Origin of the sequence: Paenibacillus sp. LX16 (genome assembly GCF_036252815.1) — a bacterium.
In the GTDB taxonomy this organism is placed as follows: Bacteria; Bacillota; Bacilli; order Paenibacillales; family Paenibacillaceae; genus Paenibacillus; species Paenibacillus polymyxa_B.
This window is the reverse complement of sequence record NZ_CP141152.1, coordinates 5,382,471-5,407,454: the sequence shown is the minus strand read 5'-3', so window position 1 is coordinate 5,407,454 and position 24,984 is coordinate 5,382,471. Positions and strand designations below refer to the sequence as shown.

At 46.8% G+C, this 24,984-nt stretch carries 25 protein-coding genes and 1 pseudogene; 16 read left to right on the top strand and 10 right to left on the bottom strand.

What is annotated here, in order from left to right:
- Window positions 1-8: 8 nt before the first annotated feature.
- Window positions 9-785, bottom strand: coding sequence for an SMI1/KNR4 family protein (locus T3H97_RS24215; RefSeq protein WP_328801107.1), 777 nt, complete (start codon window positions 783-785; stop codon window positions 9-11).
- 158 nt (window positions 786-943) lie between these two features.
- On the opposite strand from T3H97_RS24215, the gene T3H97_RS24210 reads away from it, so the two are divergent.
- Entirely contained in the window at window positions 944-2,581 is a 1,638-nt protein-coding gene (locus T3H97_RS24210) for a DUF6138 family protein (RefSeq protein ID WP_328801106.1), read from the top strand.
- On the opposite strand, the gene T3H97_RS24205 is transcribed toward T3H97_RS24210, so the two are convergent.
- Window positions 2,571-2,930, bottom strand: a complete 360-nt coding sequence (locus T3H97_RS24205; protein WP_328801105.1) for a DUF7716 domain-containing protein — start codon at window positions 2,928-2,930, stop codon at window positions 2,571-2,573. The genes T3H97_RS24210 and T3H97_RS24205 overlap by 11 nt on opposite strands.
- Window positions 2,911-3,570, bottom strand: a complete 660-nt coding sequence (locus tag T3H97_RS24200) for a hypothetical protein (protein ID WP_328801104.1) — start codon at window positions 3,568-3,570, stop codon at window positions 2,911-2,913. The genes T3H97_RS24205 and T3H97_RS24200 overlap by 20 nt, the downstream gene beginning before the upstream one ends.
- Window positions 3,571-3,689: 119 nt before the next feature.
- Here T3H97_RS24200 and T3H97_RS26495 point away from each other — a divergent pair, with 119 nt between their 5' ends.
- Window positions 3,690-3,782 carry a putative holin-like toxin gene (locus T3H97_RS26495; protein WP_219727865.1) on the top strand — a complete coding sequence of 31 codons (93 nt, stop codon included), beginning with the start codon at window positions 3,690-3,692 and terminating at the stop codon, window positions 3,780-3,782.
- Between the two features lie 218 nt (window positions 3,783-4,000).
- Window positions 4,001-4,540, top strand: a complete 540-nt coding sequence (locus T3H97_RS24195; protein ID WP_328801103.1) for an SMI1/KNR4 family protein — start codon at window positions 4,001-4,003, stop codon at window positions 4,538-4,540.
- A 107-nt stretch (window positions 4,541-4,647) separates the two neighbouring features.
- Here the strand turns inward: T3H97_RS24195 and T3H97_RS24190 are convergent.
- The 7 genes and pseudogenes from T3H97_RS24190 to T3H97_RS24160 form a co-directional block, all read right to left on the bottom strand.
- Window positions 4,648-4,765 (bottom strand): annotated as a pseudogene (locus T3H97_RS24190) (Imm26 family immunity protein); the annotation flags it as partial.
- A gap of 2 nt (window positions 4,766-4,767) precedes the next feature.
- A complete protein-coding gene (locus T3H97_RS24185) occupies window positions 4,768-5,328 on the bottom strand; it encodes a hypothetical protein (protein WP_190298156.1) in 561 nt (186 codons plus the stop codon).
- A complete protein-coding gene (locus T3H97_RS24180; RefSeq protein ID WP_328801102.1) occupies window positions 5,312-5,839 on the bottom strand; it encodes an SMI1/KNR4 family protein in 528 nt (175 codons plus the stop codon). Before T3H97_RS24180 ends, T3H97_RS24185 begins: the two co-directional genes overlap by 17 nt.
- 83 nt (window positions 5,840-5,922) lie before the next feature.
- Complete coding sequence (locus T3H97_RS24175; protein WP_328801100.1) at window positions 5,923-6,552, bottom strand: hypothetical protein; 630 nt, start codon at window positions 6,550-6,552, stop codon at window positions 5,923-5,925.
- 178 nt (window positions 6,553-6,730) lie between these two features.
- Complete coding sequence (locus tag T3H97_RS24170) at window positions 6,731-7,138, bottom strand: hypothetical protein (protein WP_328801099.1); 408 nt, start codon at window positions 7,136-7,138, stop codon at window positions 6,731-6,733.
- Window positions 7,131-7,775, bottom strand: coding sequence for an immunity 50 family protein (locus tag T3H97_RS24165; protein ID WP_190298152.1), 645 nt, complete (start codon window positions 7,773-7,775; stop codon window positions 7,131-7,133). Before T3H97_RS24165 ends, T3H97_RS24170 begins: the two co-directional genes overlap by 8 nt.
- A gap of 40 nt (window positions 7,776-7,815) precedes the next feature.
- Entirely contained in the window at window positions 7,816-8,439 is a 624-nt protein-coding gene (locus T3H97_RS24160; protein ID WP_190298151.1) for a hypothetical protein, read from the bottom strand.
- 335 nt (window positions 8,440-8,774) lie between these two features.
- Between T3H97_RS24160 and T3H97_RS24155 the strand changes: the two genes are divergently transcribed.
- From T3H97_RS24155 to T3H97_RS24095, 13 genes are all read left to right on the top strand, one after another.
- The gene (locus T3H97_RS24155; protein ID WP_328801098.1) at window positions 8,775-10,424 is read left to right on the top strand and encodes a DEAD/DEAH box helicase; all 1,650 of its coding nucleotides are present in this window, start codon (window positions 8,775-8,777) and stop codon (window positions 10,422-10,424) included.
- Window positions 10,425-10,631: 207 nt separating this feature from the next.
- Window positions 10,632-11,534: a cation diffusion facilitator family transporter gene (locus T3H97_RS24150; RefSeq protein ID WP_250240652.1), complete on the top strand. Its 903-nt coding sequence runs from the start codon at window positions 10,632-10,634 to the stop codon at window positions 11,532-11,534.
- 92 nt (window positions 11,535-11,626) lie between these two features.
- Window positions 11,627-12,640 carry an LCP family protein gene (locus T3H97_RS24145; protein WP_328801097.1) on the top strand — a complete coding sequence of 338 codons (1,014 nt, stop codon included), beginning with the start codon at window positions 11,627-11,629 and terminating at the stop codon, window positions 12,638-12,640.
- A 149-nt stretch (window positions 12,641-12,789) separates the two neighbouring features.
- Window positions 12,790-13,953, top strand: coding sequence for an AI-2E family transporter (locus T3H97_RS24140; RefSeq protein WP_025722203.1), 1,164 nt, complete (start codon window positions 12,790-12,792; stop codon window positions 13,951-13,953).
- Window positions 13,954-14,057: 104 nt separating this feature from the next.
- Window positions 14,058-15,077: an LLM class flavin-dependent oxidoreductase gene (locus T3H97_RS24135; RefSeq protein ID WP_328801096.1), complete on the top strand. Its 1,020-nt coding sequence runs from the start codon at window positions 14,058-14,060 to the stop codon at window positions 15,075-15,077.
- Window positions 15,078-15,308: 231 nt separating this feature from the next.
- Complete coding sequence (locus T3H97_RS24130) at window positions 15,309-16,202, top strand: ABC transporter ATP-binding protein (RefSeq protein WP_328801095.1); 894 nt, start codon at window positions 15,309-15,311, stop codon at window positions 16,200-16,202.
- A 12-nt stretch (window positions 16,203-16,214) separates the two neighbouring features.
- Complete coding sequence (locus T3H97_RS24125; protein WP_328801094.1) at window positions 16,215-17,018, top strand: hypothetical protein; 804 nt, start codon at window positions 16,215-16,217, stop codon at window positions 17,016-17,018.
- Between the two features lie 87 nt (window positions 17,019-17,105).
- On the top strand, window positions 17,106-17,582 hold the full coding sequence (locus tag T3H97_RS24120) for a glutathione peroxidase (RefSeq protein ID WP_328801093.1): 477 nt from the start codon (window positions 17,106-17,108) through the stop codon (window positions 17,580-17,582).
- A gap of 388 nt (window positions 17,583-17,970) precedes the next feature.
- Window positions 17,971-19,332 carry an FAD-dependent oxidoreductase gene (locus T3H97_RS24115; protein WP_069290565.1) on the top strand — a complete coding sequence of 454 codons (1,362 nt, stop codon included), beginning with the start codon at window positions 17,971-17,973 and terminating at the stop codon, window positions 19,330-19,332.
- Between the two features lie 381 nt (window positions 19,333-19,713).
- Entirely contained in the window at window positions 19,714-20,559 is an 846-nt protein-coding gene (locus T3H97_RS24110) for a formate/nitrite transporter family protein (protein ID WP_328801092.1), read from the top strand.
- A 359-nt stretch (window positions 20,560-20,918) separates the two neighbouring features.
- Window positions 20,919-23,051, top strand: coding sequence for a molybdopterin-containing oxidoreductase family protein (locus tag T3H97_RS24105; RefSeq protein WP_103047377.1), 2,133 nt, complete (start codon window positions 20,919-20,921; stop codon window positions 23,049-23,051).
- A 46-nt stretch (window positions 23,052-23,097) separates the two neighbouring features.
- The gene (locus T3H97_RS24100; protein WP_328801091.1) at window positions 23,098-24,345 is read left to right on the top strand and encodes an MFS transporter; all 1,248 of its coding nucleotides are present in this window, start codon (window positions 23,098-23,100) and stop codon (window positions 24,343-24,345) included.
- Between the two features lie 104 nt (window positions 24,346-24,449).
- A complete protein-coding gene (locus tag T3H97_RS24095) occupies window positions 24,450-24,944 on the top strand; it encodes a GNAT family N-acetyltransferase (protein ID WP_103047379.1) in 495 nt (164 codons plus the stop codon).
- Window positions 24,945-24,984 lie beyond the last annotated feature (40 nt).

The following is a 24,984-nucleotide window of genomic DNA, read 5'->3' as shown; positions in this document are numbered from 1 at the left end:
TCCTCCTCTTACTCTACAACCCGGCAATGCTCTTTTTGCAAGAATGCTAGAATTTCATCACGAAGTGCTATCGCTTTGGGTTCATAAATGATCGCCACTTCGCGTCCATATGCATAGTTAAAACGCACGTATCCGCCTAGAGTCTGAAGAAAAGCCATGCAGATATGCTCATTTTCGATCCATAGGTTTGAGGCAAAATGCTGTTTAAACCGCTGAGCCAATGCTTGTATGGATGTCGGAGTGAAATCCAGGGCTTGCTCGTTCGGATGGGCTGGATTGTAGGCCTCGGGCGTATCCGGGGGATTAAACAGTAGGAATGTAGCGGCTTTGTCTGGGCTGACAGGTTCGAAATAACGGGGAACCGGCTCCACCCTTCCAAATTGATCCTGTAGTATATGCTCTAATGTTTCTGTGAATGGAACTTGGATATCTAAAGTCTTCGTAGTAATGATCTCCGAGTGTCGTGGCAGCCACAGCAAGCCTTCAACCTGAGGGTGAATCGCTAGGAAGTCACCATCTATGGAGCTGCCAATGACCACGCACTCACCCAGCTGCTGCGCTGTAATTGGGCAGTTATCATCATGCGTCCACAGTTCGTAATCCGCATAGGCTTGCAATAGTTGAGGATCAGGCCTTTCAATCATTAGCAGGCCGCAATAGGTGCCCGACCCGTAGCGGGTGAGGAATGCTACATAGGGAGGGGGTAAAGTTAATCCATAGGTATGTTCAAAAGTTGTCAGTTCATCGGCAGTCACCGTCGTATGTTGTGTGGAAACCCAATACATGTAGGATACACCTGCTTTCCGGCACTCTATCTATAGGGATAGAGATCAAAAGTAAATGAGAGATATGCTATAATTAGGAAATAAATTAGCTATAGATTAGTCTATCTTAATTCCATAGGAACTACAATTTGTGAGGGGACGAAGGAGGAACACATCTTATGACAACATCAGGGGTACAAGCCTACATAGATCCAATTTTTGAAGCGATTGATGAGGCGTACGCTTCTGAGCAAAAGCGCATCGCCGAATTCCAAATCAAAAGTGTCCTTCACGAAGGGATTCATGAATACTTAAAAGTTACCTGTAAGAAGGATGGGCTGTGGGTGGATACCTACGAACCGTTTGATTGGGATCATCGTAGACCGGATATAAAAATTTCTGGTTTTACGGAGGGGGTAACACTGCAGCAGATTCAGGACGAATGGATGCCTGTGTTTAGGGAACGGATAGAGGCGCTATTTAATTCGGAAGAATTCAGTTCCATGTTCTTTCGTTATCGGCTGGATTTTCATCTGGAAGTGGTCTTAGAGAATAAGGCCAATCATTTTACATTCTCACTCCTAAATGAAGATAAACGGCAGCAACTGTTAGCCACTATCCAACAGTTTGTGGAGCAGAAGCTCAACCCCTCCAGTAAAGCTATCCCGAAGGAAGAGGACGATTTCTTCTTAGTGAGACACTTGCTTGATCCTCATTTATACGCTATAGATGCCCAGCGGGTGGATGAGTTGCTCCATATAATGGATGCCAAAGTGAAGGTCAGCCGCAAGCGTGAGGAAGCATGGAGGTATCAGCTCAGCAGTGGCTTAAAGCATTGGGCTGAAGATGAATTTTTGCTGAAGTATGCGGATCGGGAAAAAAGCTATGGGCTGGATTATAAAGTGAAGCCCGATATTCTCCCTTCGGAAATTCCCGCGCCAGCCATGGAGATGTTCCTGCTTACCGCGATGCGGGTGGGTTCGACCGATGCCGATGCACGGCAGAAATATTTGGAGATTGCTGCACAGCTAGGCTCGGAGCAGGCTTCCGTGTGGCTTGAGAGCGGATCAGGAAGCATCCCAGCGCTACATACAAGCGAGCGAGTCATCTGCCAAGCCAATGATATTTTGCAAACGCTGGAGGTTCAGATTCGTTCAGAGGAAGAAGAAAGCTATAGAGAAGCGCTCGTATATTTATGCGATATTTTAAGAAAGGGCTTTACCAAGGAATATCGGATGAAGTTCAAAAGCAAGGTGAAAAACTACCTGCCTGTACCCAAGTTGGCTAAATCTACGTTACATCGTTTCTTCGCCAATGCACTTGAATACCCTGCGCTGCATCCGTTGCTGGCTGAATATGCTGAGGTCGTGATGGAAGAGTTCAAGTGGTATAACGATGTAGAGCCCGGTGAAAAGTCGGCGATGCCGGGAACCTATGCGGTGATGGGACTGGGCCTAAAAGGAAAGAACTATTTCCCATTAGTGAATCGTTATATGAAGCTGGGGGACAGTGAACATCAGTCCGTACAGGACGGTTACGCGGCTGCTTTTGCCGAAGCGCATGGGCTGACACCTGACACGATCCCCGTTTGGACGAGGGTTCTACTGGCAGGCAACGAGTCTGCCAAACCACTGAAGTCACCCGGAATCGAAACCGTAGAGCAGGCACAGGTACTGGTGGAGGAGCTTGAGAAGCTGGAGGACTACGAACAAGAGGTGCTTGTTTATCGTATATGGGGTGGCGCGAAGAAACTAAAAAACAGCCTGAAGCAGGCTGTCCCTGAGGTAAAAGAGTTGCTGGAGACGCTTATTCCATAAAAGCATCATATTCATGGTAATATCGCAGTCCCTGCGCAATGCGTTCAATATCCGGCTCGCTTCCGCTGTGGCGTAACACTTCAATGACATCCTGTACAGTCGCCACCTCCAGCCAAGATTGCACGTGATGGTCTGGCAGAGATGCAGGGATACTTTCATCACGATGATTGGTGACGGTGAGACCCGCATCCTCCAGCTCCCACAATTCTTCCTCGGGGATGATGTAATAGGTAGTATCAAGCGGACTGCTTTGAACACGTTCCAGATTGGCAAATACCCATTCATTGATTTCTGTTTGGTCAACGGCATGGACCAGTGCTTCAAGGCTATCAAAAGTTTGTATGCTCATGTATGGAGGCCCCTCTCTTATCTGCTGACTTATGCTGTAGTTTTTGTAATATTCTCAAGATGGCCTGTCGATTCTTCGCATCCTTAATGTACTTGGGAATGGAATGGGAAGCCGTACGCATCATACCGGATGTAGGCTTTTCTCGCAACTCGGCAGAGATATAGGAGAGCAGGTAATTCAGGTGTATCCGGTTAAGAGCCCAGACAGGTTTATCACGATAGTAATCAAGGAAGTACAGCTGGAGCTGGAAAATAGGGTCTTTTCCGTTTTGGATCACGTCCGTATGCCATTCGCGTGATTGCACACGATGTACCGGAACCTGATTACGTGTCTCACAGTGCGGACAGTTTATATTCGTATTTTTATGGAGTTTCGTTCGGTCATCATGGATTTCGATGTTAAAATACCGCTCGCAATGGTTGCATACGCCGCGTGCATAGAATGTATAAGATTCTGGTTGCTGATACGTGTAGTAACAATGAGAGCATCGAACGACGTAATAACAGTCTTTTTTGGATCTGGAAATAAAAGCTTGGCCCTGACAACGGGGACAGTGAACAGCTACTTGTTCTCCTCTCCGGATCACGGCGGCAAAGTCATATTTATATCCATGTTCATCTTTGAAGCGTTTTTGCTCCATATTCGTGCCCCCCTTTTCGAAAAGAGCGTAAAAACGTACATTTTATGATTCATATGTTATAATATTCCTTAACAACAGAATGGCTTAGATGGGCGGTCGGCTAGTCTCCTGTAAAGGAGGTGAGGCCTGTGGAGGTTAAAGACACCTTAATGTTGATGATTCAATTCGCAACGTTGGTGATCCTAATTCTTTCCTTCCATAAAAAGAAATAGACCGCCCTCGACAAAGGCAAGCGGTCTATTTCAATGATCATCCTTTGACACGGCTACCGCCCTTAAAAGCGGCTGTTGCCAAAGAGTGAGGATGTTGACGCATCTTCACTCTTTTTTTAGAATATACATCTTATTCCCATTCTAACACTTGAAAATGGCCTTTTCAATGCACCGAAGGGTGAAAAGGTGAATAGGACGTGCAAAAGGAGAGGGTGAACATGAGCATTTTTACAGGGCTGCAACGTCCGCAGTTTCAGGCTTATTATGATGAGGCTTTTCTAATAGAGCATCGTTTTGAAAATGGTATGGGTTTTCCGCCTTCTTATATAGATTATGTCAAAACTCTTGGTTACGGGCGACTATGCGGCTTATGGAACATTCATATTCCTCTTGGCGATCACCCGAATTCATGGTTTCATCGTTATCATAACTGGCGGGCCTGGTTTGATGATTTACTAGAATCAGAAGAGGTTCTACAAGAAGCGGCGCTGGAGCCAGATGGTTTTCCGGAGCTTTTGGACCATGCGGTTCCCTTCGCTTCTAGTGAAGGGAATGACCTGCTGATTTGGGATATTCAATCGCCTGATGAACGGGGAGAATTCCCAATCTATGCTTTGAATCTACGCACATGGGGCAATTTTCGGTATGCAGCGCCGGATTTGTATAGCTTCGTCGAAGCGTTGGTGGATGAAGAGCGCGTGAAGTCGGTATTGGGGACAGAGCGTACACCATTCCCGTATACGTTCGAGCCCTTTTAGCAGCGCAAATAACCACCTTGGCATTCAAACTTCAAGATGGTTATTTACGCTGCGCTGCTATTCTTCTGCTAGTGGTCTTCATGTTGGGCTAAATACTGCTGTACCAATGCTTTTTTGAATCTACCATACAGTGCGCAAATCACCTGACATACCGCAAATCGGCCGTCATGCATGGGAATAACAAAAATTATCGCCTTCCCGATGCTTGATTGTTTTGAACACCATCGTCAGGCCAGCTCTTCCTGAATGATCTCTGTTTTTAGACCTTTAGCGCTGGTAATCGTAATGCTGATCGCATCATAGCCGTTCCGCTTCGCATCTTCAAAATCGCATCGTTCGCCGTTGATCAGCTCTAACTGTCCATTCTCATCCACATCGTCTGCAAACTCGTCATCCCAATCCACATTATAAAAAGCGGTCAAGCTTACCTCGAAAGTATCTTCACCATCTTCGTCCAGATAGGGCAGCAGGGGAGTGCGATTGTTTTGCTGTTCCTTGGTATAAACTTCGCATAGCAGAGCATCGTAACCATGGCGGGTTCCGTCAAAAATCACGATCTGTTCACCTGTGACTGCCTCTTCTGCAATAATGAGCTGGGGTGCAAATTCAGTTCCAGTGATCAGCTCGTCCATAAGTTCTCCATAATAAAAAATGTGGAATTTCGTATGTCCTGCCTGTGAACGAAGCGTACCTGTCCACTCCTGCTCGACCCATGCCTCCGGGTTTTCGGGTACAACCCAACCTTCCAAATAAGCCGGTCCCCATTTAGGATTATGTATTTCTGTCATCAGTAGGCCTTCCTTTCTGCTCGTTGAGTTGTTCAATTACCTGATTAAAAAACGTTGTAAAGTCTGTTGCCACCAGATACAAATGTCCACATTCGTCCTGCTCTGCGATATCATAGTTCAGTTTGTCATCATAAGCATGAAGATGTGTGCGGTCCCAGTAGTACACATACGGGGTGTATTCATTACATATCAGAACGTAGAAATTGTCGCCCGCATCTGCACCAATCAACAAAGCATTCTCGACATGATTGATTTCATCCAGAAATTCATCATTAATCGCTAGAAGGTCATGATTTTTGTTGGATACCTCATATCCGAAAAAACAAGTCAAATCAATGTCTCCGTTATCCACGCGATCGAAGGGCACATTGCAATAAAAAGGGGCGGCTACATAAAATCCGTTATATTGTGAAAGAAAACGTTTATAGCCAGCGGGCAATATACGCTGTATTTGTTCCTCCAATGCTGCGATCTGGGCAGGCGAAAGCCCTGATTCAATTGCGAATGACATCAACAACCAGCCTCCTTGTTCCTAGTAAACCATACATCTCTTTTTTGGAAATGAGACGACGCAGTGGTGCATCGTTTGTGAGATCATGTCATGGATAAGGTGACGATTTTGTTGTCCTCATCCACATCTACCTTCACATTCACTCCCAGCTTGTCCTTAAACAGCTTACTGATATTGATATAGTCATCCTTTACCGCACGGCTTGATCTACCGGTTGTGCGAGTCATCCCAGCGGTGATGATGGAACGGACGTATGTTTTATCGAGCTTGGCTTCGGGATTATAGGTATAAATCATCTGTTCCTTCTGATTGTAATAATGGGTTAATTCCGTGTAGTCGTTAGCATTCTCATACTGCTTTTCCTCACGCACATACTCAGGATGGTCCATGGTGTAGTGGACTCCCCCGTCCAGAAAAGGATTTTCCTTGGAGGGTCGGAGTTCATAGTGTCCGTAGGCTAGTTGAAACAGATACTCTATGCCTGAGCCCTCCGCCTGATAGTAGAGCTGACGATTGTCCCCTTTTTTATCTATAGCGGTGTAGCTGCTGATTAAAGGCCAGGCATCATACTTTTTATCCTTTACCTCAATGGCAAGCTTGTAATGTACAAGCACCTTTTCATTTTGAAATAATCCAAAGCTACTCATAATAAAATAGGCAGGCACACATATAATCCCGATAATCAATATGAATATAAATATTCTTACACGCATAAGTAGAGTGATTCTCCTTTGGTTGTCGATGATGTGGACAGCTCCCGTTGGGCAGATGCACCGAATTCCTCATGCTGCAATAATTGCTTCAGAGCATGTTGTGCGAAAGGCATGCTTTTATGTGCGCGAAGCAGTGCAAAAGCGGCCCCCTTGACTAAGATATATGTATCACTGCGGATCAACTCTCATGTCTGTAGTTCGATAAAGCTTCTTCCGGTCCGCCACCCTCCAGCAGCACCATAACCGCATAGGAGATCGTATCGATCCAATCGTCGAGGGTGTTGATCTGCTCTACGGTCAGCAGGTTGTTTCGCTGCAGCATACTATCAGGATACAATGCCCATGCCCGTGTATATTGGCAAATCCCCCACAGAGCGGCAATCAGCTCCCGTTCTACGGATGGTTTCTCCAACTCATCTGCCAGAACTTCAATGATGGTCATCAGCTCATGGAAATTATCCTCAATTAGTTCTCCCTGGAAGGGGCGGAGCATCCCTAGAAATCCGTTTTGCATTTTGGGATGATCCAGATCATCGTGAACAAAAGAATGACAACGTAACAGCTCGCGAGCCTCCTGTTTATTCATTCAGTTCCTTAATCTCTGCGCGGATACCTCTGCACAGAAAGCTACCTGACAGTCCCGACAAGGCATCGATATCAACGACCATGTCTGCTTCTTCATAGCGGAAATCAAGCTGCAAGATGATGTTGTCTGTTTCTACAGGAGTTAATACGTGCTCTTTGGTTTCCAGAAATGTAAAAGTCACTGCATAGCGTGGGACGTCTTTTGCTGGAGCTTCAGGGATTACAGGTGCCTCAGCCGAAGGTTCCAGATCCGGTGATTTAGGGACAAGCACGCTAGCGTAGGATAGCTCAATCGTCAGCGTAATCTGGTCTTTCGTCATATTAGCAGCCGTAATTCGGTCATAATGAAAGGGAGGGAAATAGCCAAGCTTTTCGACAATGCTGTCTGCACCTTGAATAGAAACAGTTGGAGAGAAAGCCAGTTCCAGTCCGATGGACCCTGCCATTTGGTCTTCATATTCCGGATTAATACGGATAAGGGCCTGTTCCGGCTCTACTTTCAAAATCGTGCCTATAAAATACTGTTTGCCATGGATCAGAACAATATCATGCGGAACGAACGGCAGAGCTCCCCCGGCTTGATAATGAATGAGATATTCGTTTTCTTTTTTTTCAACGTTGTGAACTTGAATTTGCATAAATTGCAGCCTCCTTAGGGTTAATAGTATGACGGATAGTTTAAGTGTGTGGTAAAGGGAACGGAGTCCACGATTGAAAAACATACTTCATATCCGGGGTATCCTTTTCGAGCATAAATGGAAGAATATCCATAATGGCGCGTGCTTTACTGCCAGCATAAAAGTTGCGCGAGCTATGTAACAGTTTGTTTGCCTTTATTAACTGGCTGAGTTGCAGCATAACGTCTTCCACGCTTGTTCGGTCAATACGCCCATAAACGTCCTGACGGATCGAAACAAGCATCCCGCAATTGTTGGGAGATTGACCCATAGGGTCATTGGACAAAAGAATGTACACTTCCGGCGTTGTCCCTTTGTTATAGGATGATTTGATACTGGGAGCCTCGATAGCTAGCATCAGCGGAATCAATTCATCATCGGTTACAATGCGGAGCAGCTCTTGCTTGTCCCAGCGAATTTTACCGTGTTTGGCTTTTTTCGCACCAGCTTGATAGACAGACACACGGGTATTGCGAATTCCTGATATATTCAGGAGCGTTTCAAAACAATTGAACAGGTTAGTAAAGCACTCTTCGGCAAACAAAGTGTGCTTCTCCGACAAGGAACCGGTCATTATGAAATTATAATGCAGGTTGTTAACCACAAGCATCCATCCTTTATTCATCAATTACCAATTCTTATACCATAATATATGACATGAAGATCGAATTCACCTTTTACATTGACTGTGGTACTGTTCATTAAAATCGTTTGGAAACCAGTTCAACTTCGCGTATACTAGGAAAGTCATACATGGAACGGGCCTGAGCCGCATGGCGGCCGTATGTTGGTTACATGAACAGATTCAACGATAACGGATATGCTCCCTTCCTGAAAAGGGTAGAATGAGAACCGATACAAAAATGGGAATTCTGAACTATGGAACGATAGATGTCATATGGCACATGAACCTATTTTACGTGACACATATTGAATACAGATAAGGGAAGTGAATACCACTTGAAGAATTTTGCAGCATTAGGCGTAGAGCAACATTGGGTAGAAGCCTTGAAAGAGCAGGGAATATCAGCGCCAACACCTGTACAGCAGGAGTCCATTCCACTGTTGATGGAAGGTCAGGATGTTATTGCCGAGGCACATACGGGAACCGGCAAGACGCTTGCGTTTTTACTGCCGATTTTACAAAAGCTGAATTTGGACAAGCGACACCCGCAGGCGCTCGTGATTGCACCTACGCGTGAACTGGCGCTCCAGATTACAGAGGAAGCAAAATGCTTGGCTGCTGCGGAGCCAAGTTTATCTCTACTAGCTGTTTATGGAGGACAGGACGTGGAGCGTCAGCTTCGTAAACTGAAAGGCGGCGCACAACTGATTATTGGTACACCTGGGCGACTGCTGGATCACCTGAGACGTGGCACGCTCGATCTGGGCGGCATTAAAATGCTGGTCCTGGATGAGGCTGACCAAATGTTACACATGGGCTTTTTGAACGATGTGGAGACGATTCTTCAGGAGGTTCCTTACCGGAGACAGACGATGCTGTTTTCCGCTACGATGCCAGCGGGTATTCGCAAGCTGGCTCGTGTATATATGAACGAACCCGTAGATGTCAAAGTGAAATCCGCTTCTTCCGTTCCGGTGAGCCAAATCCGTCAGGTCGTTGTGCAAACAACAGACCGTGGTAAGCAACAGGCATTGGTGGATATGCTGAATACGGATCGTCCGTACTTGGCTGTTATTTTCTGCCGTACGAAGCGCCGGGCTGCCAAACTGAACGAAGAGCTGCAAGAGATGGGCTTTGAGAGCGGTGAGCTTCATGGGGATTTGTCTCAGAACAAGCGGGAGCAAGTGATGAAGGCGTTCCGTGAAGCGAAACTCCAATTGCTCGTAGCGACTGATGTAGCCGCACGCGGCTTGGATGTAGAAGGCGTCACGCATGTCTTCAACTACGACATGCCGCAGGATGCCGAAGGCTACATCCACCGCATCGGGCGTACCGGCCGTGCCGGAGGCAAAGGCGTGGCGGTGACGCTCGCTACGCCAAGGGATATTCCGGAGCTTCGGAACATCCAGAAAGTTGCTGGTGTCACGTTCACCAGCAGTGAGGGCGGCGGACAGCGTAGACCTGCTTCCGATACGGCTGATCGGCAGGGTCGAGAACGCCGCTCGGGCAGAAACGACCGCCGTTCCTACGGCGGCAACGACTCCGGCGGTGGACGCCGAGGCAGCGGCCGCGAACAGGCGGGCCGTCGTGATGCCACAGGCGGCGAACGTCGCTCTAGCCGCGGCAGTAGCGAGCGCGGCGGGTATGACCGTAGCAGCAGCGGTTCTGCACGCGGAGGCCAAGGCCGCACGGCAGGACAAAGTAGCGAGCGCGGCGGATATGACCGCAGCAGCGGCGGTTCTGCACGCGGAGGCCAAGGCCGCACGGCAGGACAAAGTAGCGAGCGCGGCGGGTATGACCGCAGCAGCGGCGGTTCCGCACGCGGAGGTCAAGGCCGCTCGGCAGGACAAAGCAGCGAGCGTGGCGGATATGACCGCAGTAGCGGCGGTTCTGCACGCGGAGGCCAAGGTGGCCGCGGTGGACAAGCCAAAAGCGGCCCGCGTGGTGGTCAAGGACAAGGAGGCCGTCGCGGACGGTCCAGATAGTTAAACAGGAGTATTCTCATAGAATGCTCCGCTATGGTTATCATAATAGCCCCGGGGAGGCTCATCTTCCGGGGCTATTGTAATCTTCATCCATACCGCTGAAAGAGCAGCATCATAAGATGACATGAGCAGCGGAGCTACCTTGAAATAAACGATTAGCGTTTAGGATACATTTTTCAAAAGATAAATTTGGAGGGGTTATACATCATGCAGGAACAGGATATGGGCAAGCGCGCCATGGTCTCAGCATGGATCAGCCTGATTAGCAACATCCTATTAACCGGCATTAAGATTATTACAGGACTCATGTTCAACAGCAAGGTGCTGGTGGCTGATGGTGTGCATAATGCCGGAGACGTGATTGCCTCTGCAACGGCACTGGGAGCGATGCGCATATCCAGCCAGCCGCCGGATGAGGATCATCCTTATGGTCACGGCAAAGCAGAAGTGATCGGTGCAAGCGTGGTGGCGGTCATATTGTTTGGAGCGGGCATATTTATCGGCTATCATTCGATTGCAGCACTGTTCGAACCTATGCCAGAGGAGCATATACTGGCATTGGTGGCCGCTATTATTTCCTTGCTCTGGAAACAGTGGCTGTATATCTACACGATTCGTATCGGGAGAGCAGCTAATAGTCAAGGGCTTATTGCAACAGCAAAAGATCATCTCGCTGATGTGTACGCCTCTGGGGCTGCTGTACTGGGTATCGGCTTGGGGCTGATTGGGGAGCACTGGAGCATTTCAATTTTATCTTACGGCGACCCTATTGCGGGATTCGTAGTAGCATTGCTAGTTCTGAAATTGGCGTGGGAAATGGGCCGTGAATCCATAGATGTGCTTATGGAAAAAGCAATTGCAACGGAGGAAATTGAAAGCTACGCCGCAGCCGCACTAAGTGTAGCCGAGGTTCAACGTATTGACCGTATCCGTGCCCGTGAGCATGGCCATTATATTATCGTGGATATTCGCGCTTCAGTGGATGCCTCTTTGACGATTCAGCAGGGACACGATATTATCCGACTAATTAAGGGGGCTGTCATGAAGCAGGAACCACGGGTTTATGAGGTGCTTGTCCATTTGAATCCATGGTATGCGGACGACCACTAGAACAGACGACGCGAATTGACAGATAACTTGCAGGAAGGGTATGCTTTTAAAAGCCGAACGATGTTTGAATAAAAGCGAGGTTACCCGAAAATATGCGAAAATTTTTAAAATGGCTAGGCATTTCTGTAGCTGCTGCGGTTCTTTTAGTGGGCGGATATTATACGTATTCTATATATCATTTTACGAATCAAATTTCGGTTGCTTCCGGACAGGATTCGAAATACAAACCGCAGGCACAAACTCAAACCATTGTACAACCTGTAGAGGTATCGCTCCCACCGGAATGGGATGGGACAGAAAGAGTGAATATTCTGCTGCTAGGCGGCGACTCCCGTGGAGAGGATTCAGGGCGTTCTGACTCCGTTATGGTTGCTTCTATTGATCCGGTTACGAAAAAGGCTACACTTATGTCGATTCTTCGTGATACGTACGTCAATATCCCAGGTCATGGGCAAAGTAGATTGAATGCTGCTTTTTCCTACGGTGGACCGGATTTGACCAGACAGACCGTGAGCGACCTGTTGGGGATACCGATTCAATATTATGTATATACTGATTTTAATGGCTTTATTGCGCTGGTTGATTCTGTGGGTGGTATTGACCTGGATGTCGAAAAAGATATGCACTATACCTCCAAGGCAGATAAACACCAGTTTGATATTGATTTGAAAAAGGGAATGCAGCACATGGACGGTAAAACAGCCTTGCAATATGTACGCTTCCGTCATGATGCGACTTCCGATTTTACGCGTACGGAGCGGCAGCGCAAATTCATTACCGAGCTTGGCGGTAAAATTCAGTCAACCTCATCTCTAATTAAACTCCCGAGTATTTTAAATAGCATTTCTCCTTATATTGAAACGAATCTCAGTACTACGGAAATGCTGCAATTGGCTTCATTGGGCTTTAATATCGATGCAACAACAGTAGCGAAGCAGCAAATCCCGCCGAATGAATTGGTGCGCGGGGAAACCATTAAGGGTGCGCAGGTGTTGGGTGTGGACGAAAGAAAGCTCAAGCGCTTCATACAGAATCTTTTTGAACAGGAGAACAAACCTGTGACCACGACGGTGGATGCTGCAACCACGATAAATGATACTCCATAACCATCAAAGCAAGCGAAGTTCGTACGATGACGTACAACTTTGTTTGCTTTTGTGTTTATTTGGGTATAACCTTGTATATTTTGTTCCAAAAATATATCGTAACTATGAAGAATGTATACTCAATTGTGTAAAGAGAAGGGGAATGTGGTGTGGAAATAACTCCGGCATGGAAAGACCGATTCAAGAAGTTTTTTCTGAACAACAAGTTTGTGTTATTCCTGCTGGTACTGCTGCTGATCGGCTTGAATATCTTGGTGCTTACCAAAATTTCATACATATTCACACCTGTCATGGTGCTGCTGAAAACGATAATTCTCCCTGTCATTTTATCCGGCGTCTTGTACTATCTGCTCAATCCATTGGTTGATGTACTGGAGCGCAATAAGGTGAAACGAATATACTCCATTATTGTACTGTTTTTGCTCATTATAGGGGTTATTGCGATTGTGGTTACATCGGTGGTACCTGTAATCCGCGATCAAATACAGGGGCTTATCCAGAATTTTCCCGCCTATAGCGAGCAAGTACAACGACAATTCGAGAAACTGATCGGCAGCGATTTTGTAAACCAGTTCCAGAACACCATTCAAATTAATCCATCTGAGCTGGCCTCCAAAGCTTCTGAAAAGTTATCTAGCTTTATTAATAATGCATGGACGGGTGTGGGCAGCTTTTTGGGCGTGGTTACAGAAACGGTACTTGCGATTGCCACGGTTCCATTTATTCTGTTCTACTTGCTAAAAGATGGACACAAGCTACCACAGTTTATCCTGAAAATGCTCCCGCCTATGTTTCGTAAAGAAACAGATCGCATTATGACCGAGATGAACCATCAGGTCAGTTCCTATATTCGTGGGCAGATTATTGTCAGCTTCTGTATTGGGGCGCTGTTGTATATTGGTTATCTAATCATTGGATTAGACTACTCTCTGACGCTTGCAGTCATTGCATCCTTTACGAGCGTTGTCCCCTACTTAGGTCCCGTCATTGCCATTACACCTGCGTTAATTGTAGCCTTGGTCACCTCACCGATTATGCTACTCAAGATGGTTATCGTATGGACAGTCGTACAGCTCATTGAGGGTAAATTTATTTCTCCACAAATTATGGGCAAATCTCTTCGAGTACATCCGATCACGATTATCTTTGTTATTCTGACGGCAGGCAATTTGTTTGGTGTGGTGGGAATCGTACTTGCGGTTCCAGGTTACGCTGTCTTGAAAGTAATCGTTACACATCTGTATAGTTTCTTTAAAAAGCGTTCGCATCTCTATGAGGCGGATAAAGTGAACACAAGTCTTTACGAAAAATAAACTTTTCCACTATAAAATCGATATTGACCCCTCTTGGGTAACTGTGGCTTTGCGTGCTATAATTAATGTCTATCCTTATTCCAAAATAGAAAGGTCAGACTTTTATGATAAAACTCAGCATTCTTGACCAATCTCCGGTATCGGAAGGCATGACGCATGCACAAGCATTACAAAAGACCGCTGAGCTTGCTATAGAGGCGGAACGCTTGGGTTATCATCGCTTTTGGGTATCAGAGCATCATTCTGCCGCAAATCTCGCAGGGTCCAGCCCGGAGGTACTGATTTCACATCTGGCCGCCCGGACCTCAACCATTCGAGTGGGGTCGGGTGGTGTGATGCTGCCTCATTACAGCGCTTATAAAGTAGCGGAAAACTTCCGTGTGCTGGAGGGGTTGTATCCGGGACGCATTGATCTGGGTCTGGGACGAGCACCTGGAGGAATGCCCATTGCTACCAGAGCGCTGCAAGAAGGCAAAATGCGAGGTGGCGTAGATCTATACCCTGAGCAGTTGGACGACCTGTTAGCTTATTTACATGACAGCACAGGTAATGATCACCGTTTCGGTTCGCTACAGGCGATGCCGCTCATAGAAACTGTACCGGAAATGTGGTTGCTCGGCTCCAGCGGTGATAGCGCAGGTCTGGCAGCCGAGCGTGGCGTGGGCTTTGCGTTTGCGCAGTTCATTAATGGTGAAGGCGGCACAGGTGCTATGAAGGAATACCAGGAAAGCTTCCAGCCTTCCCAGCATAGTGTCCGACCGCGTTCGCTTGTTGCCGTATTTGCGATCTGTGCGGATACCGAAGAGGAGGCGAATCGGTTGGCTTCCAGTATGGACTTGTCTCTTGTTCTATTAGAGCAGGGAATGCGCTCCGCTGGAACACCTTCCGTCGAAAAGGCACTGGCGTATCCGTATACGCCGTTCGACCGGATGCGGATTCGTGAGAATCGCAAACGTATGGTGGTCGGTTCGCCCGAACAGGTGAAGCGTCAGATTGAGCGATTAAGTAAGGACTATAATGCACAGGAGATCATGGTTGCGAGCATTATTCATGACTTTGATGCCAAAATGAAATCTATACGTCTCATGGCTGAAGCATTTGGACTGTCTTCTGTACGGTCATAATGCGATTCGCCGGATTTAAAAGATCACAGCTTCGTGGAGCTGTGATCTTTTTTTGAATTTTTTGTGGAAATATTGGATGATATGCACTGTATGATATAGGAAATAAACCAGTTAACACTTGATAATGATTATCAATATCTTTATTATATAAAGATAGAATGAAGTTTTGATGAAAGTCGTGCGTTAAGCCCGTGACTATATATATTGGATAAGGGAAAGGGATGATTCCAAATGTTTCGTCTGAAAACGGCAAATCTGGATATTGCTTATGAAGATCGATTGATTGTAGAAGATCTGAACGTAGAAATACCGCAAGGGAAAATCACAGCCTTGGTGGGCGCAAATGGTTCTGGCAAGTCCACCATTCTGAAGACGATGGCTCGCATCATGAATCCTAAGGGCGGCAGTGTTCTGCTTGACGGTAAATCCATTCATAAGCAATCCACCCGGGAAGTAGCTAAGCAGCTGGCTATTTTGCCGCAAAATCCGACTGCACCGGAAGGATTAACCGTGACGGAACTGGTATCTTACGGACGTTTTCCCTATCAAAAAGGTTTTGGTTCCATGAAAGCGGAAGATCGCAAAATGGTAGAGTGGGCCATTCAAGTAACGGGAATGAGCGAGTTCCACGATCGTCCCATTGACCAGCTTTCTGGCGGTCAACGTCAGCGTGCTTGGATTGCTATGGCGCTTGCACAGGATACGGATATTTTGTTTTTGGATGAGCCGACGACATTTTTAGATATGGCACATCAACTGGAAGTGCTGCATCTGCTAGAGTATCTGAATACTTCGGCAGAGCGCACCATTGTTATGGTCGTGCATGATTTGAACCATGCGGCCCGGTATGCTCAGCATATGATTGCGATCAAAAAAGGGAAAGCTGAGGCGGTAGGAACTCCAACAGAGGTTATGTCTCCTGATGTGCTGCGTGAGGTATTCGGCATCGAGGCGGATATTGTAACAGATCCTCGTACGGGGGTACCGCTCTGTCTTCCGTATGCTTTGGCTGGACAGCCTGCAGTAAGTCAAGCAGTAAAAGACATGAATGTGGAAGAGAAGCAGCCCGTGGGTTCTGTTGCTGAGCGACGTGAGGCTAGACCACAAGTAGCGGCAAGAGGTTAAAGAGGATATACCATGAGACCACTGGATTACGATCAGCTTGAGCAACTAGCGAAAATAGTGAGAGTCACGCCGGAGGATGCAGTATACTCCGGGCCAGTGGCCGAATGGCTTGAACCCGAGAAGCTCCGCTCTGTGATGGAGTATTACGGCGATCTTCTGCGTGCTGAAGACGATTTAACCGCAGCCGTTTATTTTGTGAACCAGTTGCGTGGTCTCGTGTTTGCACAGCATTTTATGGTGTCACTGTGTGAACGCCGTTTGGATCTGTCCGTATCTAATCTCAGATTTCATATTTGTTATGAAGGTCAATATCCCTCTATTAGCCTCCAGGTCATCGACCTCACAGAGCTGGACAATAAGCGGAACAATGGGGATGTCCATTCTTCCGGACAGGCTCAGAAGGTGTTACGTGACTTTTACAGTTTGCAGATGCGGCCCATATTAGAGGCAATGGCTGCAGTGGGAAGCGCCTCTCTTGGACAAATGTGGGGACAGTTTCCGCTGACATTGCTGTATTTTAAGGATAGAGTACAGCCATCGTTGACTGATCCTCAGGATGTGGAGCGCTTTGAACAAGATTATATGTATGTGACATGTGAGCTGGAGGGAGAGGTATTCGGGCGTAAAAGAAACCCGTTTACGGTTCGTCTCGTTGAATTGGACAATCCTTACCGTCCCGGTGAAAATACCTACATGAAACCGTCCTGTTGCCAATATTACAAGACAGGTGGAGGCCAGCGGTATTGTTATGCTTGCCCCAGAATGTCCGCTTCCGAACGGGAAGAACGCAGACTCGAAGTGATGGCATCACGGTAAAGGGTCTGCGGATGTTGGCATGTCCGTCACGTTTTGGTTAAAATAGGTTATGTAACCTAAACCAAGCGACACGAAGGAGGATGCTGTATGTCTGTCTATTCACATAATGCCGTAACACCAGCGAATCAGGAGGTTTCTCTGGATACTTACACCGGTAAGGTGCTGGTTATTGCGAATACCGCCAGTAAATGTGGACTTACCCCGCAATATGGGGATTTGCAAAAGCTTTATGACGAATATAAGGATCGGGGATTAGTTGTATTAGGCTTTCCTTGCAACCAATTTGGCGGTCAGGAGCCGGGCAGCAGCGAGGAAGCGGCTGAATTTTGCCAACTGAATTACGGGGTTAGTTTCCCGGTATTCGCCAAAGTAGACGTCAACGGACCGGATACAGCGCCTCTGTTTGAATATTTGAAAAAGCAGCAGCCTGGAGAACAGGAAGATGGGACAATTCAGTGGAATTTCACGAAATTCATTGTGAATCGTGAAGGTGTACCTGTCGGTCGTTTTGAACCGAAGGAGTCACCAGAAGTGATGAAAGCAGCCATTGAGCAATTGCTATAGTAGCTTTGCCTTAACTCCAAAGCATATGTTTAAAGAGGTCTGATTTCCTGCGTCTCCGGGAAACGGACCTTTTTTTGTTCTCTACATGTGCATTTGTCTAAGGGTGCTCGCATCATGTGAAAGTCGATTCCAAGGGCATAATCAGGGGGCTTACAGGGAAAACTGAATGAAGCAAAAAATATTTCAGCAAACAGTTGATGTTGTATATCCTTTCTTTTTTAAATGTGGACAAATTGTGAATATCACAAAAAGCTATTGTAATGTGAAAAATATCACACTATAATAAGCGCATGAAGTGAAATAAATCACAAACGCAAACGAGCTGTTTACGTGAAACTATTCACAATTATTATACATTTTATGCCCACACACCAAGGAGGAATTTAACATGAAAGTAGCAGTTATCGGATGTACACACGCAGGCACGGCAGCTATCGTCAACACAGCTAAATGTTATCCAGATGCAGAAATTACCGTTTACGAGCGTAATGATAATATTTCATTTTTATCTTGTGGTATTGCGCTGTATGTAGGTGGTGTCGTCAAAGATCCACACGGCCTGTTTTATTCGTCTCCAGATCAACTGTCTGACTTGGGTGTAGTGACCAAGATGCTTCATGAGGTAACGAGTGTGGATACGGCAGGCAAGACGCTGCATGCACGTAATCTCCAAACAGGTGAAGAATTTACAGACACATTTGATAAATTAATTGTGACCACAGGATCATGGCCCATTATTCCAAAGCTGGAGGGCATTGAACTTGATCATATTTTGCTCTGTAAAAACTATAATCATTCCAATGATATCATTGAGAAAGCCCAGCACGTACAGAACATTACAGTCGTCGGGGCTGGATACATTGGTGTTGAACTGGTGGAAGCTTTCCAAATGAACGGTAAAAACGTAACGCTGATCGACAGTGCTGATCGTATATTGAATAAGTATTTGGACCATGAGTATACAGACCGGATTGAAAGTTCCCTGAAGGAACATGGCATTAAGCTGGTACTTGGCGAGACGGTGAGTCGTTTTGAGGGTACGAACGGTAAGGTGAGTAAAGTCGTGACCTCTAAAGGAGAATATGAGACAGAGCTTGTTATTCTCTGCATTGGTTTCCGACCTCAAACGGATCTGCTCAAAGGTCAGGTAGATATGTTGCCTAACGGTGCGATCATTGTGGATAACTATATGCAAAGTAGCTGCCCGGACGTGTTTGCAGCAGGTGATAGTTGTGCAATCCGCTATAATCCGACAGGTAAAACGGCTTATATCCCTTTGGCAACCAACGCAGTTCGTATGGGTACGCTGGTAGCACGTAATCTGGTACAACCAACGATTGCCTACATGGGAACCCAAGGAACTTCGGGTATCAAAATTTACGAAGACAATATCGCAGGAACAGGCTTGACGGAAGCGGCGGCAACGGACGAAGGCATGACTGTAGAAGCTGTAACCATTGAGGACAGCTACCGGCCTGAATTTATGCCAACCTCCGAAAAGGTATTACTGAAAGTGGTATATGAGCAGGAGACACGAAGAATTTTGGGGGCTCAAATTATGTCGAAGGTGGATTTGACGCAATCCATTAACACGCTATCCGTAGCCATTCAAAATCATATGACCATTGACCAGTTGGCCTTTGTCGATTTCTTCTTCCAGCCGCATTATAACAAGCCTTGGAATTTCCTGAACGCAGCAGGTTTACAAGCATTGCCTACAATATCCGAACGGAACCCAGTTACTGTATAATTCGGTTTGTCTGTGACATTGTTCATAAGTTTGTCAATAATCTGAGGCGTACGGACGAATCCTTATAGTACAATATAGAGTAGCATAAGGATCAGGGGGGAAGTAGCTTATGGGTTTGTTTTATATCCTTTTTCTTGTAGTCGTGGCGCTGGTAGGCCTCGGTGGAGTTATTTGGTTCTTGAGAGCAGTTGAAAAGGAAGAATACAATTAAATGTAAAGCGCGTAGTAGCGCAGTAGAAATACAGAAAGACAGTCCTTTTTCCAAGGGCTGTTTTTTTTATAGTTAAGAAAGTGATTTTTTTCACAAACATAATCACTGATTTTAAATAAAATATGAAAGAAGAATATTTTAGTGAAAAGATATTAAAGGAGCGGGGACATATGGCGAGCTATAAACCGAGGCAAATTGCCGAAAAGACGGTGGAAACAGGAGTGGCCAAGGCGAACAACCCGTGGACTGTGGCGGTGGTACTGGGATTTTTGGCAGGTGCATTTATTGCACTCGGGTTTTTGCTGGATATACGTGTTATTGCAAGTGCGCCTAAAGAATGGGGAAGCATTGCCACCTTTATTGGAGCAGCGGTGTTCCCTGTAGGTCTGGTATTAGTTTTGATCGCCGGCGGAGAATTGCTGACCGGCAATATGATGGCGGTCCCTTTGGCGAGATGGGCAGGACGGATTAAGACAGGAGCCATGCTTCGTAATTTGGCGATTATTACGCTCAGTAATTTTGCAGGTGCGTTATTCGTTGCATTTTTCTTTGGGCATGTGCTGGGTTTGACAGAAACGGGCCCTTACCTGGACAAAGTGGTGGATATGGCAGGACATAAGCTACATGAAAGCTTTTTGCAGTCTTTTATATCGGGTATAGGATGTAACTGGCTCGTAGCACTGGCTGTATGGCTGGCATATAGCACAGACTCTATCGGTGGCAAAATCATGGGGATTTGGTTCCCGACAATGGCCTTTGTCGCTATTGGATTTCAGCACGTTGTTGCCAATATGTTTCTCATTCCGGCAGCTATTTTTGCAGGCCACTTTTCGTGGGCAGATTATGTTATGAACTTCATTCCGGTCTGGCTGGGGAATTTGGTAGGAGGTAGCCTGTTTGTGGCTGGAGCCTACTGGTTGGCCTATTTGAAAAAGCCTCAAACCAACGCACTTCCAGTGAATGAATCTCCAACTACTTCTTCGGTTGTATCAAAACCGTTAAGTGATCATGCTTAATGACGTTACTTTGAGCAGAAATGAACAAAGCAAATCCGCCATGACAGGCCCGGGGGAACGAAACCTGTCATGGCGGATTTTTTTGGGAGTGGTCCATGATTTGGCATGGAGGATGAGTGTGCTCTCGTCCCATAATGCCTTGATCTCTTTTACCCTCGGTAAGATATGATGAAACAGGATGTCGAAAAAAATTATGATTCTAAAAAAAATCCGTTTTGCTCTATGCAGCAGACGGATTTTTTTAATATTTTGGAGAGCGGCTGTGTGGGAAAATCCTTCTCTTGCCATAGGCCAAAGCTGTGGATATGATAAGATCAGTGTAATTTTTGGAAACGGTAACGGAAAGGAGCATCAACACTATGGATCATCGTAATAGCGCGCCTCCTGAGGCCACGCTTCAACAAGACTTACAAATGGGGCAGCGGATGACGGAGCAGCAGGACGGTATTTTTCCAGCTGTATGCCCGTTAGATTGCCCGGATACGTGTGGGCTCCTGCTTCACAAGGAAAATGGAAAGATAGTCAAGGTGACTGGGAACCCGGACCATCCTATTACCAAAGGGGCTATTTGTAACAAAGTTCGCAATATGACGGAGCGGGTATATGATCCTGATCGGGTGCTCTATCCGTTGAAACGTATAGGCCCCAAAGGAGAAGGAAAATTTGAACGTATTAGCTGGGAGGAGGCAGTCGATACCATTACAGGTCGGTTCAAGGAGCTGATACGTATGGACGGACCGGAATCTATTCTCCCCTACAGCTTTTATGGCAATATGGGCGTATTGAGTGTGGATGGAATGGACCGCCGATTTTTTAATGCGCTGGGTTCAAGCCAACTGGATCAGACGATATGTAGCGTGGCAGGGAATGAAGGCTGGGCGTCCGTTATGGGTTTTAAGGGCGGCACCAGCCCGGAGGACACGGAGGATGCAGACCTCATTATTGTGTGGGGTGGAAATGTCATTAGCACCAACATGCATCAGGTCGTTTTGGCTGAGAAAGCACGTAAAAAAGGTGCTAAGGTGGTCGTTATTGACGTTCATCGCAACCGGACGGCGCAATGGGCGGATTGGTTCATTCCGTTATATCCGGGGACGGATACGGCGCTCGCGCTGGGTGTTATGAATGTGCTGTTCGCTCAGGGACTGACGGACGACGAATTTTTACATCGCTACACGGTAGGCCATGAGGAACTGCGCGAGCATGTTAAGACATATACACCAGAGCGAGTTTCACGGATTACCGGCGTACCGGAAGCGGATATCATCCGTTTGGCGGAAATGTACGGAACTGCGCGAGCAGCGTATATCAATATCGGCAATGGGCTTCAGCATCATGATAATGGCGGTATGAACGTACGTGCGGTTACATGCTTGCCTGCGCTCACTGGACAATGGCTGAAGCACGGCGGGGGAGCGTCACGCTCCAATGGCGCTTACGCCAAAATTAACGGTGCCCATCTGGCGCGTCCTGATCTGCGACAGAACCCGGATGCCCGGGTGATCAACATGAACCGGATCGGAGAAGCGCTGCTACAGAAGGAACAGCCGATTAAGGCTTTATTCGTATACTGCAGTAACCCGGTAGTTGTAGCTCCCGATTCGGAACGGGTGACTAAAGGATTTGAACGAGAGGATTTGTTCACAGTCGTTCATGACCTGTTTCTTACGGATACGGCCCGTTATGCCGATATTGTGCTGCCTGCAGCGTCTTCCTTTGAAGGTACAGACCTATATAAATCCTACTGGCATCACTATGTCCAGATGCAGGAACCCGTCATTGCTCCACTCGGGGAAAGCAAAAGCAATTATGAGCTGTTTAGCCTGCTCGGACGGGCTATGGGCTTTGACGAAGCTGCCTTTACGGAAAGTGAAGAGGACATGATTGTGGGCGCGCTTGATAATTCAACGAACCCTTATCTCAACGGTGTAACTTTGGAAGCCTTAAAGAAGTCACCTTTTGTAAAGCTCGATATGACGCCAAAGGCTACTTATTTGGATCGTTTAACCACGCCTTCAGGCAAGATTGAGTTGTATTCGGAAAAAATGAAACAAGCAGGTCTGCCCGCGATGCCTTCTTATGTGCCGCTGATTGAAGGGTACGACGGAGAGCATCGACCGCAAGCGGACGAGCGGTATCCATTAATGTTTATTTCACCGCCAAACCATAATTTTCTGAATTCTACTTTCGCTAACTTGCCCAAGCATCAGCGACTGGAGCGGGAGCCCTTGCTACAAATTCACCCGGAGGATGCTCAGACAAGGGACATCGCGGATGGGGACCCGGTTACCGTATGGAATGATCGGGGGATGTATGAGCTGAAAGCCAAAGTCACCGATCTGATGCTGCCCGGTACAGTGATTAGCCAGGGATTATGGTGGGAAGGCAAAGGACGCAGACAGCGTGTCAATGTGTTAACCTCTGATCGGCTGTCGGATATGGGACAGGGGGCTACTTTCTTCTCAACGGTGGTGAATGTGAAGCGCCAATGAGATTATGCCTTCTATGGCGTCAGATGCAAAAGGAGAAACAAAAGATATGAAATGGTTGGAGTCTTATCCGAAAGAAGTGAAAGTGTTTCTCGTTGCTAGCCTGATTAATTCCGCTGGAAGTTCCCTGATGTGGCCGTTAGTTAGCATGTATGTGTTTGACGAGCTAAACCGTAGTATGGGAGATGCAGGGATTGCGATTTTAGTGCAGTCTCTGGGCGGAATTTTTGGTCAAGTGCTGGGAGGCGCCCTCTATCACCGTATTGGAGCCAAGAAACTGATTGTTGGCTCACTCGCGATGAACGCGCTGGGACTTCTCACGCTTCCATTTACCAGTGGCCATTGGGTAGCGTTTGTCATCATGATGGGCTTTATCGGCTTTTTTAATGTCGTATCTGTGCCTGCGATTCAGGCCTTTGTAGGTTTTCGTTTTGCTGACCGTCGTGGTGAGCTGTTTAATATTATTTATGTCGCTAACAATATTGGGGTTGCCGTGGGTACGGGATTGAGTGGCGTTCTGGCTGACCTTTCCTATCAGCTCAGCTTTGTGATGAATGGGGTGACTTCTGCGGTATTTGCCGGATTCTTCTGGTCTTATCTAAGTAGGGTGGATCGGGAAGAGGGAGAAGTACAGCTCAGCAAGTCCGTGAAGAAAAGAGAGGAAATACCAGCTCGATTGCTGTTTCGTGATACCAGATTATATCTCTTTGTGGGGTTAGGCTCGCTTTTTTTATGGTTCGGCAATTCGATCTGGAATACAGGAGTGTCTCCCCATATTATTGAGCAGGGCTTGCCTAAAACGATGTATGGATTACTATGGACACTGAATGGTATCCTTATTTTTGCCGCACAACCCATTATTTTTTGGATAAAACGACTGTACGCTCATCACGCTTCAGCGCAAATGACATGGGCCGGAGGATTTTATTTGGCGGCTTATATTGTCATGCTGGGCACACAGAACTATACTGGAATGATATTCGCTATGGTTCTGGCGACCCTGGGAGAAATGCTGATTGCTCCTGCGGTTCCAGCATTCCTGTCTGATCATGGAGGTCGGGGTGCACCCTTTTACATTGGGCTTGTGGGGGGCATTGGCGCAGCCGGACGGGTAATGGGGCCTTATATTATGGGGAAGTTGTATGATGGCGGTGGGTTACCGCCCACACTTTGGCTGGCAGCGGGCGTAGCGGTGTTGTCGATCCTATTTTTCGTCCTGCATAGCTGGTTGAACCGTTACCGACATGATTTGGATACTTTTAATAATACTTCCAAGTCTGATGTTCCCAGTTCTTAAGTCCTAATAAAAGTTCAGTAATGAGCTGTGATTATGGTACAATAAGTGACGAATGGTTGCAGTTATTGCTTCAGGAAAGCCTTCACAGGAAGGATTGAAAGGAATTGTTTACAAGTCAACCCTTGACGATACGTCATTCGGAGATGAAGGATGCTCCTGATCTGATTGCGCTGGATGAATTGGTATGGAATGAACGCACGGCTCCCGCTTCGTTGTCTTGGAAGTCGCGCGGAGAGTTTCTGCGCAATACGCCTCCAGGCTCTCAACTGGTTGCGATCGAACAGGAAGTGCTCTGCGGGTATATTGGATTTCGTCCTCCAACGCTGTTGGCTAGTAATTGTCATGTACTCGAAATAAATATAGCTGTACATCCAGCCTATCATCGCAAAGGTATTGGGACGGCGCTCATGAACTCCATGAAGGACATTGCAGCTGCCGAGGGCATACGCAAATTAAGTTTGCGGGTACTCTCGTGTAACATGGAAGCCCTTATGTTTTATGAAAAATGCGGTTTCGCGATTGAAGGACGTTTGCATGAGGAGTTTTACATAGCAGGCCAATTCGTGGATGATGTGTTAATGGCCTATTTCTTAAAATAGGCGGGAGGCTACAGACAGCAATATTCGGTTTTATGTCCGG